The organism is Leisingera sp. CC-HEC096 (assembly GCF_059429235.1).
Genome location: NZ_JCAIJS010000001.1, coordinates 2,123,633 through 2,138,904, shown reverse-complemented (window position 1 = coordinate 2,138,904; position 15,272 = coordinate 2,123,633). Strand labels below are relative to the sequence as shown.

General features: G+C 61.5%; 16 protein-coding genes. 13 read left to right on the top strand and 3 right to left on the bottom strand.

Annotated elements, in window-relative coordinates; genetic code table 11:
- Positions 1-11 precede the first annotated feature (11 nt).
- Positions 12-302 (top strand): DUF2933 domain-containing protein, encoded by a 291-nt coding sequence (locus AC5STI_RS10340; RefSeq protein WP_082023084.1) that lies wholly within the window; start codon positions 12-14, stop codon positions 300-302.
- Between the two features lie 319 nt (positions 303-621).
- Positions 622-1,170, top strand: coding sequence for a ubiquinol-cytochrome c reductase iron-sulfur subunit (gene petA, locus AC5STI_RS10335; RefSeq protein WP_036797405.1), 549 nt, complete (start codon positions 622-624; stop codon positions 1,168-1,170).
- 183 nt (positions 1,171-1,353) lie between these two features.
- Here petA and AC5STI_RS10330 read toward each other — a convergent pair whose 3' ends face one another.
- Entirely contained in the window at positions 1,354-1,551 is a 198-nt protein-coding gene (locus AC5STI_RS10330; protein ID WP_027236567.1) for a cation transporter, read from the bottom strand.
- Between the two features lie 179 nt (positions 1,552-1,730).
- Between AC5STI_RS10330 and AC5STI_RS10325 the strand changes: the two genes are divergently transcribed.
- The 9 genes from AC5STI_RS10325 (at position 1,731) to AC5STI_RS10285 (ending at position 11,378) form a co-directional block, all read left to right on the top strand.
- Positions 1,731-4,241: a heavy metal translocating P-type ATPase gene (locus AC5STI_RS10325; protein ID WP_027236568.1), complete on the top strand. Its 2,511-nt coding sequence runs from the start codon at positions 1,731-1,733 to the stop codon at positions 4,239-4,241.
- Between the two features lie 23 nt (positions 4,242-4,264).
- Positions 4,265-4,666: a Cu(I)-responsive transcriptional regulator gene (gene cueR, locus AC5STI_RS10320; protein WP_027236569.1), complete on the top strand. Its 402-nt coding sequence runs from the start codon at positions 4,265-4,267 to the stop codon at positions 4,664-4,666.
- 609 nt (positions 4,667-5,275) lie between these two features.
- Positions 5,276-5,668 carry a hypothetical protein gene (locus AC5STI_RS10315; protein WP_152612217.1) on the top strand — a complete coding sequence of 131 codons (393 nt, stop codon included), beginning with the start codon at positions 5,276-5,278 and terminating at the stop codon, positions 5,666-5,668.
- Between the two features lie 82 nt (positions 5,669-5,750).
- Positions 5,751-5,975, top strand: a complete 225-nt coding sequence (locus tag AC5STI_RS10310; RefSeq protein ID WP_051357810.1) for a hypothetical protein — start codon at positions 5,751-5,753, stop codon at positions 5,973-5,975.
- Positions 5,975-7,435, top strand: coding sequence for a TolC family protein (locus AC5STI_RS10305; protein ID WP_027236571.1), 1,461 nt, complete (start codon positions 5,975-5,977; stop codon positions 7,433-7,435). Before AC5STI_RS10310 ends, AC5STI_RS10305 begins: the two co-directional genes overlap by 1 nt.
- 14 nt (positions 7,436-7,449) lie before the next feature.
- Entirely contained in the window at positions 7,450-8,808 is a 1,359-nt protein-coding gene (locus AC5STI_RS10300; RefSeq protein ID WP_027236572.1) for a multicopper oxidase family protein, read from the top strand.
- A 41-nt stretch (positions 8,809-8,849) separates the two neighbouring features.
- Positions 8,850-9,545 (top strand): copper-binding protein, encoded by a 696-nt coding sequence (locus AC5STI_RS10295; RefSeq protein ID WP_027236573.1) that lies wholly within the window; start codon positions 8,850-8,852, stop codon positions 9,543-9,545.
- A gap of 100 nt (positions 9,546-9,645) precedes the next feature.
- Positions 9,646-10,941: an ABC transporter ATP-binding protein gene (locus tag AC5STI_RS10290; protein WP_193747987.1), complete on the top strand. Its 1,296-nt coding sequence runs from the start codon at positions 9,646-9,648 to the stop codon at positions 10,939-10,941.
- Positions 10,938-11,378: a c-type cytochrome gene (locus AC5STI_RS10285; RefSeq protein ID WP_027236574.1), complete on the top strand. Its 441-nt coding sequence runs from the start codon at positions 10,938-10,940 to the stop codon at positions 11,376-11,378. The genes AC5STI_RS10290 and AC5STI_RS10285 overlap by 4 nt, the downstream gene beginning before the upstream one ends.
- Before the next feature lie 40 nt (positions 11,379-11,418).
- Here AC5STI_RS10285 and AC5STI_RS10280 read toward each other — a convergent pair whose 3' ends face one another.
- Positions 11,419-12,531 carry an MFS transporter gene (locus AC5STI_RS10280; protein ID WP_495446605.1) on the bottom strand — a complete coding sequence of 371 codons (1,113 nt, stop codon included), beginning with the start codon at positions 12,529-12,531 and terminating at the stop codon, positions 11,419-11,421.
- 157 nt (positions 12,532-12,688) lie between these two features.
- Positions 12,689-13,717, bottom strand: a complete 1,029-nt coding sequence (locus AC5STI_RS10275) for a lysylphosphatidylglycerol synthase transmembrane domain-containing protein (protein ID WP_027236576.1) — start codon at positions 13,715-13,717, stop codon at positions 12,689-12,691.
- Positions 13,718-13,794: 77 nt separating this feature from the next.
- On the opposite strand from AC5STI_RS10275, the gene AC5STI_RS10270 reads away from it, so the two are divergent.
- Together AC5STI_RS10270 and AC5STI_RS10265 are read left to right on the top strand one after the other, a co-directional pair.
- Positions 13,795-14,220 (top strand): MerR family DNA-binding protein, encoded by a 426-nt coding sequence (locus AC5STI_RS10270; protein ID WP_027236577.1) that lies wholly within the window; start codon positions 13,795-13,797, stop codon positions 14,218-14,220.
- Positions 14,221-14,407: 187 nt separating this feature from the next.
- Positions 14,408-15,121, top strand: coding sequence for a hypothetical protein (locus AC5STI_RS10265; protein ID WP_495446604.1), 714 nt, complete (start codon positions 14,408-14,410; stop codon positions 15,119-15,121).
- Positions 15,122-15,272: the final 151 nt, after the last annotated feature.

Here is a 15,272-nt window from a genome sequence, read left to right as displayed (position 1 = left end):
AGGAGACTGCAATGAGTAGAGAAACCGGACAGGATAGCATCGTTCGAAACACCCGGAAGCCATCCATCTGGCGCAAATGGGGGCCATTGGCTGGGTCACTTGCCCTTGGCGCAATTGTAATGGGATGGGAATACCGTGAATTCGTATTGCCGCTTATATTGTCGCCGGCCTCACTTTTAGTTGCCTGCCTGGTAATGCATTTCTTGATGCACCGGGGGCACCGTGGCCACGTTGGGACACACAGCTCCGGAAGGCGCGAAAAGGAAGAAGAGGGCACAGTTGGGCCCGGCGATACATCCTAATGGCCATCTCGGGGCGCTGTATCGGGGCAATTTTTTGAAGCGCTCCTTTGCTTCCGGGCCAACGGGGGCGGTGTGCCGGACTGTCTTGAGCTTCCGCCTGGGATGGAAGGGCGGCTGGATGGGTGCCGTCTCACGGCATCTTGTAGGTAAGCGGAAGTTCTTTCGAAAATTGCCATACCCAAACCAAGGATGAGCACGATGCGTCACCAAGGCGAAGCCAATCGAAGCACAAAAGGGACTGGAGAGGGGGGCACTATGGCAGTTGGACACGGCCGCTGAGGATCGCCCGGCTGTCACTCAAAGGGAAGGGAGATTGACAATGGTACAGGACAATGACCATCCGGAACATTCCGGCCCTGGCACCCGGCGCGACATCCTCTACTATGCTACAGGAGGTACCGCAGCCGTGGCCGCTGGAGCCGCCATTTGGCCACTGATCGACAGCATGAACCCGAGTGCCGATGTCTCGGCGCTTTCGGTTGTGCAGGTCGATCTTGAGGGTGTCGAGCCTGGCAGCCGGATCACGTTGAAATGGAAAGGCAAACCCGTTTTCATCGATCACCGGACCGAAGCCCGGATTGCTCAGGCCCGCGCGGATGATGCAGAAACGCTGATAGATCCGGAACTGGACGCCGATCGGGTTCAGAAGCCCGAGTGGCTGATAGTGGTTGGCGTGTGTACCCACTTGGGCTGTATCCCGTTAGGCCAGGGAGGTGGCGATCCGACTGGCGGATACGGGGGATGGTTTTGCCCCTGTCACGGCTCGCACTATGATACTTCCGGCCGTATCCGAAAGGGCCCGGCTCCGCGCAACCTGGATGTGCCGACCTACGAATTTGTTACCGACACGCTGGTGAAGATCGGCTGATGCCGCGGAATTCTGCTGTGGTGCCTTTGCCTGCTGCGCGAAGGGCAACGGAACTGTCGAAGGACTGATGGCTGCCCGGAAGCCGCTGGCGAAACCATGGCTTGCCCGGCAGCGGGAACGCGGGAAAAAGGTGTCCCGAGCCAGAAACAAGGGTGCCGCCATTAGCGGCACCCTTGAACAGTGTCAGCAAACTTCGGACGCGTAGCCTTCCTCTTTGAGCGCTGCCTGGATGCTCTCACGAGCAGCTTTGCTTTCGATCCGGACTTTCCGCGCCTCCATATCAAACTCCAGCGTCGCGCTGCTGTCCAGGTTGGTGACTGCCTTCTCAATTGCCGATTTGCAATGGCCGCAGCTCATGTCGTTGACCTTAAATGTGATCATGCTTGGTTCTCCTTGGTTCCATGCCTGGTGCTACCGGGTTACCGCACGGGAAGGTCAAGCGGGCAATGCACTGTCAATCGCCTGATGAAACTATTTTCAAGCAGGAAAGGGGAATGACCCTTGACCTTCCAGTAACTGGAAGTCCCATGTTGCTGCAAACAACCAGCTTTGGTGATGAAATGACACAGAACGAAACAGTCCGGTTCCAAGTTGAAGGCATGAGCTGCGCATCCTGCGTGGGACGCGTGGAACGCGCGCTGCAGGCCTTGCCCGAAGTCACTGGTGCCACGGTCAATCTCGCGAACGAGACTGCGCAGGTCAGCCACGACGGGTCGCTCTCTGCCGCTGGCCTGGCTGCAGTGCTGAAGGAGGCCGGATATCCCGCCGTGACCGATGAAGCCACACTGGAAGTCCAAAACATGACCTGCGCCTCCTGTGTCGGCCGCGTGGAACGGGCACTGAAGGAGGGAGCGGGGGTTTTGGACGCCGCCGTCAACCTGGCCACTGAAACCGCGACGGTGCGGTTTGCAGCAGGCGCCACGACACCTGCCGAACTTGCAGCGCTGGCTACGGCAGCTGGGTATCCCGCGCAGCCGAAATCAAGTGTGCAGAACAACGCAGAAAAGCGCAAAGCTGAGGAAACCCGGCAACTGGCCCGGCGGACGCTCTTTGCGGCCGTTCTTGCCCTGCCGGTGTTCCTGATCGAGATGGGCAGCCATGTGATTCCAGGCATGCATGAATTCGTAGCGGGCGCAATCGGAATGCAGACCAGCTATTTCCTGCAATTCCTGTTGACCACAATCGTCCTGTTCGGGCCGGGCCTGCAATTCTACACCAAGGGCTTTCCGGCCCTCCTCAAAGGCGCGCCTGACATGAATTCGCTGGTGGCGCTGGGCACATCGGCGGCCTACGGGTTCTCGCTGGTGTCGACTTTCGCGCCCTCATGGCTGCCTTCGGGGACGGCCAATGTCTATTACGAGGCCGCCGCAGTGATCGTCGTGCTGATCCTGCTGGGTCGGCTGCTGGAAGCCCGGGCCAAGGGCCGCACGGGCGAGGCGATCCGTAAACTTGTCGGGCTGCAGGCGAAAACCGCACGGGTTGAGCGTGGCGGCGAAATTGAGGAGCGCGCGGTCGAAGACATTGCTGTGGGCGATATCATCCACGTGCGACCGGGCGAAAAGATCGCGGTCGATGGGGTGGTTTTGAGCGGCTCCTCCTATGTCGATGAAAGCATGATCACAGGTGAGCCCATTCCAGTGCAGAAAACCGAAGGCTCCGAGCTCGTAGGTGCCACTGTGAACGGGACCGGCGCTTTGACCTTCCAGGCGGCGAAGGTGGGCAGTGATACGATGCTGGCTCAGATTATTCGGATGGTCGAGCAGGCGCAGGGCGCGAAGCTTCCGATCCAGGGGCTGGTGGACCGGATTACCACCTGGTTCGTGCCCGCCGTAATAGCGGTTGCGACATTGACCGTCGCTGTCTGGTTTCTGTTTGGCCCCGAGCCCGCGCTCAGCCTCGCTTTGGTCGCAGGGGTGGCGGTACTGATTATCGCCTGCCCCTGTGCAATGGGCCTTGCGACACCGACCTCAATCATGGTTGGAACCGGCCGTGCCGCCGAAATGGGCGTGCTGTTCCGCAAGGGAGATGCGCTGCAGCTGCTGCAGGAAAGCACGGTGGTTGCGCTCGACAAGACCGGCACGCTTACCGCTGGCCGGCCGGAATTGACTGACCTGATCCTGGCCGGGGGCCAGACCGAAGATGAGGTGCTGCGGCTGGTCGCCGCCGTGGAACAAAGTTCGGAGCATCCAATTGCCAAGGCTATCGTTGCAGCAGCGGAAGCGCGGGAGATCAAGCTGCCGGACGCCGACAGCTTTGACTCGATCACCGGCTTTGGCGTCCAGGCATCGGTTGGAGGCCGTCAGGTGCTGATCGGCGCGGACCGGTTTATGGAACGCGAAGGCGTGGATCTTGGTGCGCTGGCCGGGAAAAGCGGTTCGCTGGCCAGCAAGGGCAAGACACCGCTTTACGCTGCTGTTGACGGACAGATTGCCGCGGTGATTGCCGTGGCCGATCCGGTCAAGCCGACAACGCCTGGTGCCATTGAGGTGCTGCACAGGATGGGCCTCAAGGTTGCTATGATCACCGGCGACAACGCCGTGACGGCCCAAGCGATCGCCGACGATCTCGGGATTGACCATGTGGTTGCCGAAGTGCTGCCAGAAGGCAAAGTTGCTGCGCTCAACAACCTGCGTGCGGATGGCGGCAAGCTGGCCTTTGTCGGGGACGGTATCAATGATGCACCGGCCCTTGCTGCTGCGGACGTAGGTATCGCTATCGGCACTGGAACCGATGTGGCTATTGAGACCGCCGATGTCGTGTTGATGTCCGGTGACCTCAATGGAGTTGTCAACGCCTTTGCGGTCAGCCAGGGCACCATGCGCAACATCCGGGAAAACCTGTTCTGGGCGTTCGGCTACAATACGCTGCTGATCCCGGTCGCGGCGGGGGTGCTATACCCTTTCGGCGGGCCGTTGTTGTCACCGGTGCTAGCAGCAGGCGCTATGGCGCTGTCCAGCGTATTTGTTCTGACCAATGCGTTGCGCCTGCGCTGGATTAAGCCAGCGGCAGGAAAGCACCATGTGGAAATCAGAGGACCGAAAGCCGCATTGCAGTCCGCGCCAGCTGAATAAGGCCGACCGAAGGGAGAAACAGCATGAATATCGGGGATGTTGCAGAACGGTCAGGTGTGCCGGCCAAAACCATCCGATATTATGAGGATATCGGATTAGTCAAACCCACGCGCGGTCGCAATGGATATCGCGAATTCGAAGAGAGAGAACTGCACCGTCTTGAATTTATCGGTCGGGCCCGATCACTTGGGTTCACGATTGAGGACTGCCGTGACCTACTGGCGCTTTATGATGACGAGTCCCGCACCAGCGCCGAAGTAAAACGCGTTGCGGAACAAAATCTGCAAGAGATCGACGCAAAAATATCAGGTCTGAAAGCCATGCGAGACACGCTCAGGTACCTTGTTGAGCAATGCTCTGGCGACCATCGGCCCGATTGCCCGATCCTGAAAACGCTCAGCAACGGCCCCGCTCACAACTTATGAACAAAATCAAATGGCGTCCCGCGCTAAAACGCGGGCACTAGTGATGGGCCCACAGGACCGCAAGGGTTATAAAGCCTGTCATGCGCCAGACTACTGCCTACCGGTCTTAGGCCTGTGATCAGTGCGGAAATTACTTCAGTCATGCAGCAGCAATCAAGCCAACTTAGGGTACACCCGGCATTAGTCCTCGAAATGCATGTCAAATTTGCTGCGCAGCTCACTCCAGCTAAATTTTCTGTAGAGTAGTGATCGAAGCCGGCCTTGTCTCCAGCCGCTGGCAGACAGGGCTTACCACCTTGAAGCTAGCTTGAAAGCAAGCCGGTTAGGCCACATTTTGCATGATCTTATGTGTGTGTCGTCGAGGCATGCACAGTCTCCGAAAGCTGACAGATTTCTGCGGTATGATTCGCGCCTTTCACTCAACTTTTGGTTCTCAAGTGTTTCCGGTTTCGGCCACCCCTCCCGCGCGGGAAGGTTTGCTGGAAGCAATGCATGCATTGGCGGAATGTTGCGCAAAATCCAGAATTTCCTTAGGGGCACGCAAATTTGTGCGCTGCATGCATCATTGCCGTCTTGACGCGGGCCGGTCCTGTCAGGAGAAATACCGGAATGGCGTTTCTGGCACATATCTTCCGGCTGATCAGGGTGGCTGCTGCATTTGCAGTGATCCTTTCGCTGGGATTTGCGCTTCCGTCCGCCGCGCATTCCCTCGCTGGCCATCACGGTAGTGCGGTAGTTTCTCATAGTGGGGGCAGCCACGCCGATGCGGCCATCTCAGGCGCGGCATACGACGCTTCCCATACCAGCGCACACGATGGACCGGTCGCTCCCTGGAACGCTGCTGATACCGGAAACTGCTGCGCAGGCGCCTGTATGGCCGTTGCGGTGATTTCTCTGCAGCCGGATTCAACCTTTGTTCAGCAGCCTATCCGCTGGGTAATGGCTTCCGCCCAGCTTCCCTCACAGGACCAGGTCAAGGTCTTGCGTCCTCCAAGAACCTGAGATCCTGAACCGCCACAGCGGTCATTGAATCTGTTCTGTGCTCTAGCACAGAATTTCTACAGATATTTCTCAGGAAAACCACATGAAGTCTCTTTTTCTGGCCGGGGCGGGCGCCCTGCTGCTGGGGGCGTGCGCCAGGACACCGGCGGCACTGCCCGATACCGCAGCCTTGCAAACTGCCGCCGCACCTTCCGGTCCATACCGTTCCTTAAAGTACCAGTCTCCCCTCAAGGGGTTTGAAAACTACGAGCCTAGCGGCCCCGCCTCCTGGCGTGGTGTCAACGAGCAGCAGCAGGAGAACCACTGATGACGGCAAAAACTTGGCGCGTCCTTCTGGCGCCGCCCCTGGTGCTGGCCGCCTGCTCGGCTGCGGTGCCGGAGAAATACACCAGCCCGCAGGCCGGGTTTCAGGAAGTCGCCCGCCAGACCTCTGCCGCCATTGGCAAGCGCACGGCCTTCGCCCAGACACAGGCCCAGAATGAGGCGCTGGCCAAAGAGGTCCGGCAGCTGGTGCAGGGCAAGACGATCTCTGCCGATACCGCGGTGCAGGCTGCGCTCTTGAACAACAAGGGGCTGCAGGCGTCTTACGCTGCGGTTGGCCTTTCAGCAGCAGAGGCCTGGCAGCAGATGACACCGGAAAACCCGGTGGTTTCGATCGGCCTGATGGGGATCGGCGCACCGGAGCTGGGCCTGTACCGGGCGCTGGAATCCACCATCGCTGTGAACCTGCTGGACGTGAAGACCCGCAAGCAGCGCATCGCCGTGGCTGAGGCGCAGTTTCAGCAGGCCCAGCTGAACGCGGTGAACGATACTCTGGCGCTGGCGGGGCAGACCCGGCAGGCTTGGATCAATGCGGTGGCCGCCTTTGAGCGGCTGAGCTATCTGCGCCAGGCCAGCGGAACAGCGGCAGCGGGGGCGGAGCTGGCCAGCCAGCTGGGCAAGACAGGTGCGCTGAACAAGGCGGGACAGGCGCGGGAGTTTGCCTTTAATGCAGAGCTTGCGGGGCAAGTAGCCCGCGCCCGGCTGGAGGCAAAGCTCGCCAAGGAGGAGCTGACCCGGCTGATGGGCCTGTGGGGCAGCGATGCCAATTACTATGTGCCGGATGCGCTGCCGCCGCTGCCAAAGTCCCTGCCGCGGGTTTCGTCGATCGAGACGGCGGCATTGCGGAACCGGGTTGACCTGAAAGTCGCCAAGCTCGGGCTGGAAGCGCAGGCCCGCGCTTTTGGCCTGACCGACCGGACCCGGCTTGTCACCGACCTGGAGCTGATTGCCGGTGCCGAGGCAGAGCGCGAGCGCGAGGACGGGGAAACCCACACCGAAACCCTGCCGCAACTGGAGCTGGAGTTCGCAATTCCAGTATTCGACACCGGCAAGGCGCGGATGCGCAAGGCTGAACTCTCCTACATGCAGGCGGCCAATACGTTGGCGGAACGGGCGGTGAATGTCCGCTCGGAGGCCCGCAGTGCTGAGCTAGCATATCACTCCTCCTATGAGATCGCGCGCCACTACCGGGACGTGCTGGTGCCCCTGCGCAAGTCGATCGAGGAAGAAGGGCTTCTCAGCTATAATGGCATGATCACCAATACCTTCGAACTGCTGACCGATGTGCGTGAAAAACTGGCAAGCTCGCTGGAAGCGGCCAACGCCAAGCGCGACTTCTGGCTGGCTCAGGCAAATGTCAGCGCCGCGATTTACGGCGGCGGTTCCGGCTCAGCCCCGCAGGGCGGAAGCGTGGAAATCGCCGCGGGCGGCGGCGCAGGCCATTGAAAGGATCACATGACATGATGAACAGACGTCAACTGCTTGGGGCCGGCGCCGCGGGTGCTGCGCTGGTGTCCAGCCAGGCCTGGGGCAAGACCGTGAACATGGGCCTGCCCGAAGCCGCCAGCATGGACAGCGCGGCAACCCAGCCGCCGCTGTCGCCCTCCACCGGGCCGGACTACAACCCCGTGGTCACCCTGAACGGCTGGACGCTGCCGTTCCGGATGAACAACGGGGTGAAGGAATTCCACTTGGTCGCCGAACCGGTCGAGCGGGAGCTGGCCGACGGCATGATCGCGCATCTGTGGGGCTATAACGGCCAGTCCACCGGCCCCACCATCGAGGCGGTGGAGGGCGACCGGGTGCGGATCTTCGTGACCAACAAGCTGCCCGAACATACCTCGGTGCATTGGCACGGGATGATCCTGCCCTCGGGCATGGACGGGGTCGGCGGCCTCAGCCACCCAGGCATCCCGCCGGGCAAGACCTTTGTCTACGAGTTCGACCTGATCAAATCCGGCACCTTCATGTACCACCCGCACGCGGATGAGATGGTGCAGATGGCGATGGGGATGATGGGCATGTTCATCGTGCATCCCAAGGACCCGGATTTCATGCGGGTGGACCGGGACTTCCTGATCATGCTCAACGCCTTCGACATCGACCCAGGCTCCTATGTGCCGCGGGTGATGGAGATGACGGACTTCAACCTGTGGTGCTGGAATAGCCGGATCTTCCCGGACATCGACCCGCTGGTTGTGAACCAGGGCGACCGGGTACGGGTCAGGACCGGCAACCTGACCATGACCAACCACCCGATCCACATGCATGGTTATGATTTCGAAGTCACCTGCACTGATGGCGGCTGGGTGCCCGAAAGCGCACGCTGGCCGGAGGTGTCGATCGACATTCCCGTCGGCGCCATGCGCGCCTATGAGTTCGACGCGGTGCATCCGGGCGACTGGGCGATCCACTGCCACAAGTCGCACCACACGATGAACGCGATGGGCCATGACGTCCCGACCTTCATCGGCACCGACAAGCGCAAGCTGACGGGCCAGATCCGCAATCTGCAGCCCGAATACATGCCGATGGGCACCGCCGGCATGGCCGACATGGGCGAGATGTCGATGCCGCTGCCCGACAATACCGTGCCGATGATGGCTGGCTGGGGCCCGTACGGGCCGCTGGAGATGGGCGGCATGTTCTCGGTCGTGAAGGTGCGCGAAGGCATCGATGCAAACGACTACAGCGACCCCGGCTGGTACGAGAACCCGCCCGGCACCCAGGCCTATGAGTGGACCGGCGAACTGCCGGACTTTGCCCGCGCCGAAGACGCGCAGACCCGCATTACCCCAAAACCAACCGCCAAAGGCTGAACGGCCTCAGGCACCCACCCAAACCTCACGAGGAGACAGACATGAACAAGATCCTTTCCGCAGCCCTGATTGGAGCTCTATCCGCTGCGCCGGCCCTTGCTGGCGGCACCCACGGCGGCGGCCATGGCGGCATGGAAGTGGGCAAGCCCGGCGATGCCGCCCATGCGGACCGGGAAGTCGCCGTGACCATGAAGGAAACCGATGACGGCGAGATGCTGTTTGAGCCGTCGAGCTTTTCCTTTGCCAAGGGCGAGACGGTGAAATTCGTGATCACCAACGCCGGCGAGCTGGAGCATGAGTTCGTGCTGGACACGGCAGAGCGCAATGTCCACCACAAGGAGCTGATGGCCAAGATGGAGATGGAGCATGACGACCCGAACTCGGTGCGTCTGGACCCGGGCGCCAGCGGCGAAGTGGTCTGGACCTTCTCCAACGCCGGCACCTTCGAGTTCGCCTGCCTGATCCCCGGCCACTACGAATCCGGCATGCACGGCCCGGTTGCCGTGCTCGAAGGCAGCGGCGGCACCTTCACCGCGGGAACGGTCAAGAAGGTCGATCCCAAGTCCGGCAAGGTCACCATCATCCATGAGGAGCTTGTGGATCTGGACATGCCGGCGATGACCATGGTGTTCCGGGTCGCCGATGACACGATGCTGGAGCAGCTGAAAGCCGGCGACGCCATCGAATTCGTCGCCGAACGGGTCAAAGGCAAACTGACCCTGACCGCCCTGAAATAACCGGTGGCGGAGGCCGCCCGCCGGCCTCCGCCTTTTTCAAACCCCAGCGGTCCCAGCCAGCGCCCAGGAGCAGAAAAACACTTACTTTTCGGCGCCGCTGGTGAACATCAGACAACAGGCAATCATTCCCGCGATGCTGGATCTGCATTCTCTCACACACGACGCCGCGGGCGCTTTCGGGTTCTGGTATGATGATACCGCGCCCGGATGGCTGCACCCGGTGATGCATCTGGTTCTGGTGCTGGCGCCCGCGCTGCTTGTGCTGACCCTGGCAGGTCAGGCCGCCTGGCTGCTGCGCCAGCGTTTTCTGCGGCGGGCGGCACCGTTTACGCCACCCCAGTTACCGGCAGGCGGTCTGGAGCCGGGACTGCCACGCCATATCCTGCGCACGACCGGTAAGCAGCAGACGGTCCTAGTTCTGCTCAGCCTCAGCGCGATGCCGATCCTTTACCTGACCCTGGAATTGCCAAAGCAGATCGTGAACCGGGTCTTCGAAAGCGGAGACGCCGCGATTCCGGTCCTGAGCTTCGAGGTCTCGCAGGTCTCGCTGCTGTTTCTGCTCTGCGGCGGCTATCTGGTCGCGATTTCGCTCAACGGGCTCAACAAATACTGGCTGAACATCCGCAAGGGCCGGGTGGCTGAAAGCTTCGTGCGCCGGCTGCGGCTTGCTGTCTACCGCCAGTGGAGGCAGGATCAGCCCGCGCAGCGCCAGCCTGCCATCATGCCGGTTCTTGGACCCGAGGTTGAACCTGTCGGCGGCTTTGCCTCTGAACTGCTGACCGTCCCGCTGCTGCAGGGCGGGACGCTGGCGACGATCCTTCTGTTCATGTTTGTGCAGGACCCGATCCTTGCGGCGGCCGCCCTGACGGTGCTTCCGCTGCAGCTGATCATCGTGCCGCAGCTGCAGCGGCGGGTGAATGCGGTGTCCCGCAAACGGATCCGCGAGATGCGCCTGCTGGGTGAGAATCTGGACCGGGACATGCGGGCTTCGGGGCAGGGCGCGCTGCCGGTTGCGCGCAGTTTCCGGCAGCTGCAGGACCTGCGGCTGCAAATCCACCGGCTGAAGTTCCTGGCCAAGGCGATCAACAACTTCCTGACCGCCCTGACCCCGTTCCTGTTCTACTCCTTGGGCGGCTATTTCGTGCTGCAGGAGCGGGTTTCGCTGGGCGCGCTTGTGGCGATGCTGTCGGCACACAAGGAGTTTTCTTCGCCGCTAAAGGATCTTTTCCGTTTCTATCAGCAAAGCGAGGATGTGCGGATCCGCTACCAAGAGATCCGCGCCTTCGCATCCGGCTCCCGCGGGGAGCCCGGACCGGCGGAGGCCAGCCAGCATCAGTATGGCCCGAACCCGGCTCACGGCAATTCATTCACCTATGAAAGAAAGAGACCCTCATGAATAAGATTCTCGCCATCCTCGCGGCCGCAGCCGTGGCAGCGGCGGCGGCCTATTTCGTCTACAGCAGCGCCGGCGGCAACGATGCAACTGCGCAGCGCGCCGTTCCGGAGCCCGGCGCCCCGCTCGCCGAGGTTCAGCTGCCGCCGGACCTGAGTGAGGCCGCAAAGATCGGCAAGCGCGCCTTTGACGCGGTCTGCGCCGACTGCCACGGTGACAATGCCGCGGGCCGCAACGGCATGGGGCCGCCGCTGGTCCACAAGATCTATGAACCTTCGCACCATGGCGACGCCGCCTTCTTGCTCGCAGTCCGCAACGGCGTGCGCGCGCATCACTGGGATTTCGGAAGCATGCCTGCTCAGCAGGGGCTGACCGATGGCGACGTCAAAGGCATCACCCAGTACGTGCGGGAGCTGCAGCGTGCCAACGGCATAAATTAATTCGCCGGATGGCCAGGTCAGAGGCAATGTGGATGTGGGATCAAGGTGCGGCCTCCCCGGCCAGCCGGTCAAGTTGTTTAAGCACCGCAAACTGCGCAAGAGCGGCGGTGATGGCCGCCGCAAAAACCGCGGGCGTGGCGATCAGGCTGGCGAGGATGGCGCCCAGCAGGGGTGAGAGGGCGGCAGGTGCAGCGAAGGTGTTGAACCACGCTGAATAGGCGGGACGCCGGTCATCGGGCGAGATTTCCATGAGAAAGCTCAGGTAGCTGATGGTCACGCCATTCATCATTGCGCCGATGACAAGATAAAGCGCCGCAAAGCCCAAAATTCCCGCTCCGGCGGCGAGCAGGGCAAGCATGAGGGCGGGCGCCATGAGGCGGAGGAACGTCACGCACCACAATAATGGCAGTTTGCCCATGCCGTCGCCGATGCGGCCCCAAAGCGGGTTCGAGACCAGTGCTCCTGCGGTCTGCGCGGCCAGGAGCGTGCCAACCCCGGCCAGCCCGATCCCGCTTTCACGTGCAGCTACGATGTAGAAGGGCAGCGCCATCAGCGTGGCGGAGCCAAGCCAGTGAAAGATCAGAAACAGGCGGAACGCGCGGTTCTGCCGGAAGGTGACCAGCCCCTCGCGCAGAAAGTCAGCCGCTCCCGCGCTCCGGACGGCGGGACGCCTGCCGGGCGATGAAGGCGGCTCTCCGGCCGAGACAAACAGTGCTGAGGATAGGAACATCAGCGCCGAACCCAGCGCAAACATGAACGCATAGGCCTGCAACGGGGGCATCACTTCGAGGGCCAGACGCAGCGCCCCCGCGGCGGCGATGGCGAGCAGCCCGCCACCGAAAAACCGCCACGCCAGCATCCGGCTGCGGCGGTTGGAGGGGATCGCACGCCCTACGATATCGTTGTACGGAACCGCAACGACGCCGCTGACAAAAGCATAGGCCGTCCAGAGCGCAAGAAAGCCAGCGGCGAGCGGCTCCGGCGGCCAGTCAACTTGCGGCCAATCCGCTCCACGCCAGAGCAGAAGCGCGATGGCTCCGGCTGCTGCAGCCCGGCCAAAAGCACCAAAAACATAGAACGGCATCCTGCGCTTGGCGCGTTCGGCGAGGTATCCCACCGGCAGCTGCGGCAGAAGCCATCCCAGCCGCAGCACGGCGCTGGCATAGCCGACGGCCAGCGCGCTGCCTGTCAGCATGTGGGTCAGGCTGGCTACAACTGTTGCGCTGTCCACTGCCGCGGATCCGCCCTGAAAAGCCGCGCCCGCACCGGCAATCCGCCAGAACCCCCGCCGGCGTACGGCTTCTTGCGCTTCATGGCCCGGCATTGCCTGTCTCCGCCTTTACACGGGCATGGCGGATGTCGAGACCCGATTGCCAAAGCACAACAAGCCCGATGCCGACCACAAGAATAATCGTGAGGATATAGCTGAAAAGGATCATCAGAAGCGCAGGCTCGTCAGCAACCCCAAGCGCCTTGAGCGCAAAGCCCGCACCGAACACAAAGCCCGCCGGGATCCGCACGAACCGCCCGAGGACCATGGCAAAGCCTGAGAATACCATCAGAAAGAGGTAGTCCCAGGGCCTCAGGAGCACTCCCACCGCAAGTCCCGCCCAAAGGAAATGCGTCGCCGCCACCAGCTTGCCCGCGACGGCCGCGATGATAGCCGCGATGCGCCGCGCGCGCGCCCTTGGCCAGACGATGCCCGCGCCTAGCGATGCCCGCAGCCCCGGACCGCTCGCGCCCATGCGTTCGGTGATCCAGTCGAAGAGACGGCAGATCAGCGGTTCCTCGCGGTTGAAGAGGTCACGGAAACGAAAGAGCACCCAGAGCAGCCCGCCGAAGAGCAGCAGATTCAAGGCACCCGCAACGCTAAGACCGAGGCGCAGATCCCCCTCAATCTGCGGAATGCGCCCTGCGGCAGCCACCGCTCCGGCAAAAAGCGCGAACACGACTCCGTCGAGAAACCTGGCGATGACTGCTGTCGAAAGCACCGTGGCCATTTTTAACCCGTGCAGGCGCGCGACCAGCCAGGCCCGCACCAGCGGGCTGACGCCCAGCGGTACAAGCACGTTCACGCCGTACCCAGCGAGCAGCGCACCTGTCAGTGGCAACGAACCGACCGGTTTCACATCAAAGAGGATTTGCCGCCACTTCCAGCCGCTTAATACCTGTTCAAGCAGGATCGTGGCCGCCAGCACAGATAGCCAAACCGGGTTGGCCTGGCGCAGCCCGTCAAGGAAGCGTGCGAAGTCAAGGCTCCCGTACAGCCGGAAGATCAGCCAGAGCGCCAGTGCTGCACCCAAGACAGGAAGAAGCCAGCGTTTGATGAAAGGTCCCATGCAAATCCCGCTTGCCGGATATGCTACCCTCTGTATCATGGTACGGAGTCAATGGTTGATCCTGAGAGGAGGCTGCCATGGCAACTCTGACGATTGGAAAAGCCGCTCGTTCGGCGGGGATCGGAGTGGAAACTATCCGTTTCTATGAGCGCAAGGGGTTGATCCGCCAGCCGCCGCGGCCAACCGCTGGCGGTCCGCGGGACTATGGCGGCGGAACGCTGCAGCGGCTCAGGTTCATTGCGGGGGCCAAGCGGCTCGGCTTTTCGCTGGCAGAGACCGCCGGCCTGCTCGCGCTTCTGGAAGCGCCCGGCGCGAGCTGTAAGGACGTGCAGGCGCAGGCAAAAGCCAAGCGCGGCGAAGTTCAGGCCAAAATCGAAGGTTTAATCCGCATCCGGGATTCGCTTGACCGCCTCCTTGGTGCTTGCCCTGGAAAGGGAAGTCTTGCGGACTGCGCGATCCTCGAGGCGATTGAGAGTGCTGAGAACTCAGGAGGCACTTCCTGACAAGAGTACAAGTTGATGACGATGGTATGATAACTGGCTGTCAGGGACGGAAGCAGCTTCGCTGCCGCAGCGGATGAGTGCTTTCGTCAATGCCGTTCTCTGCCCGCCCTTTCCTGAATATGTTGACGGATAACCTAACTGGTAGAACAAAACGTTTTGAGGACTATGAGCGCCGCCCATCGGCTTCGTGCCGGAATGGGTGGCAATGCGCTGTGCAATGAATACATACTTCAGCATCAATATGCCTGCCTGGAAATTTGTCCGCAACACATTGGTTGTCAGTTGTGCAGGCCTGTTTCCGCTACTGCTGCTCTATATCGCCCTCACGCCGGGCTTCGGGGCATTGCTTTTGGAAAGTGGGCCCGCGTTCAGCCGGTTTCTGCGGCAGGTCGTGACAAATGGTGTACCTGTTGTATTTGCCGTCAACTACGTGAGCTTCTTTCTTTTTGCCGTAAGTACCGCCAAGCAGCGTGAAGCAGCCATGCAGGCCCGTATCCTCCTGATCGACCTGCCTGCAAGGGTCGTCATTTTCGTCCTGTTGCATGGAGTAATATATTTCATTTCGGCTGACTGGTTCGGCTCGTTCGGAGGGGATCACTGGCAGGCGTTGCAGGTGGTTGGGCCCACACTTGTCCGGTCCGCCTTCTTTGAGAACATTTCCGGTGTTTACCTTTACGCGACGCTGGTCAGCGCCTTGCCCCTATACGCAACAGTGATCGACAGCAGTCTTGAAAGGTGCTCCAGGCGATGGGAATGGCTGCGCGGCTTGGTATGCAAGCTGCCGGGCAAGCTCGGGCCGATCCTGCTTGCGCTGGTTTTCTTCGCAATATTCACGCTTGCTTTGACGGGTGCCGCAGCGGTGATCATGAATCTGCAATCGGTTTGGATCTGCAGCGGATGAGACCCGTGGCGCTATGGCGGGCGGGGCGGGCCCGGGCGGTGGCGGGCAATACTGCAACGGCTGGCAGCGCCGCCGCAAATGTGAACGCCGCGCTTGATGAGTGACCCGCCCCGAGTTTGCCTGTAGCAGCGGATCAGCGGCGCGGCGTTCA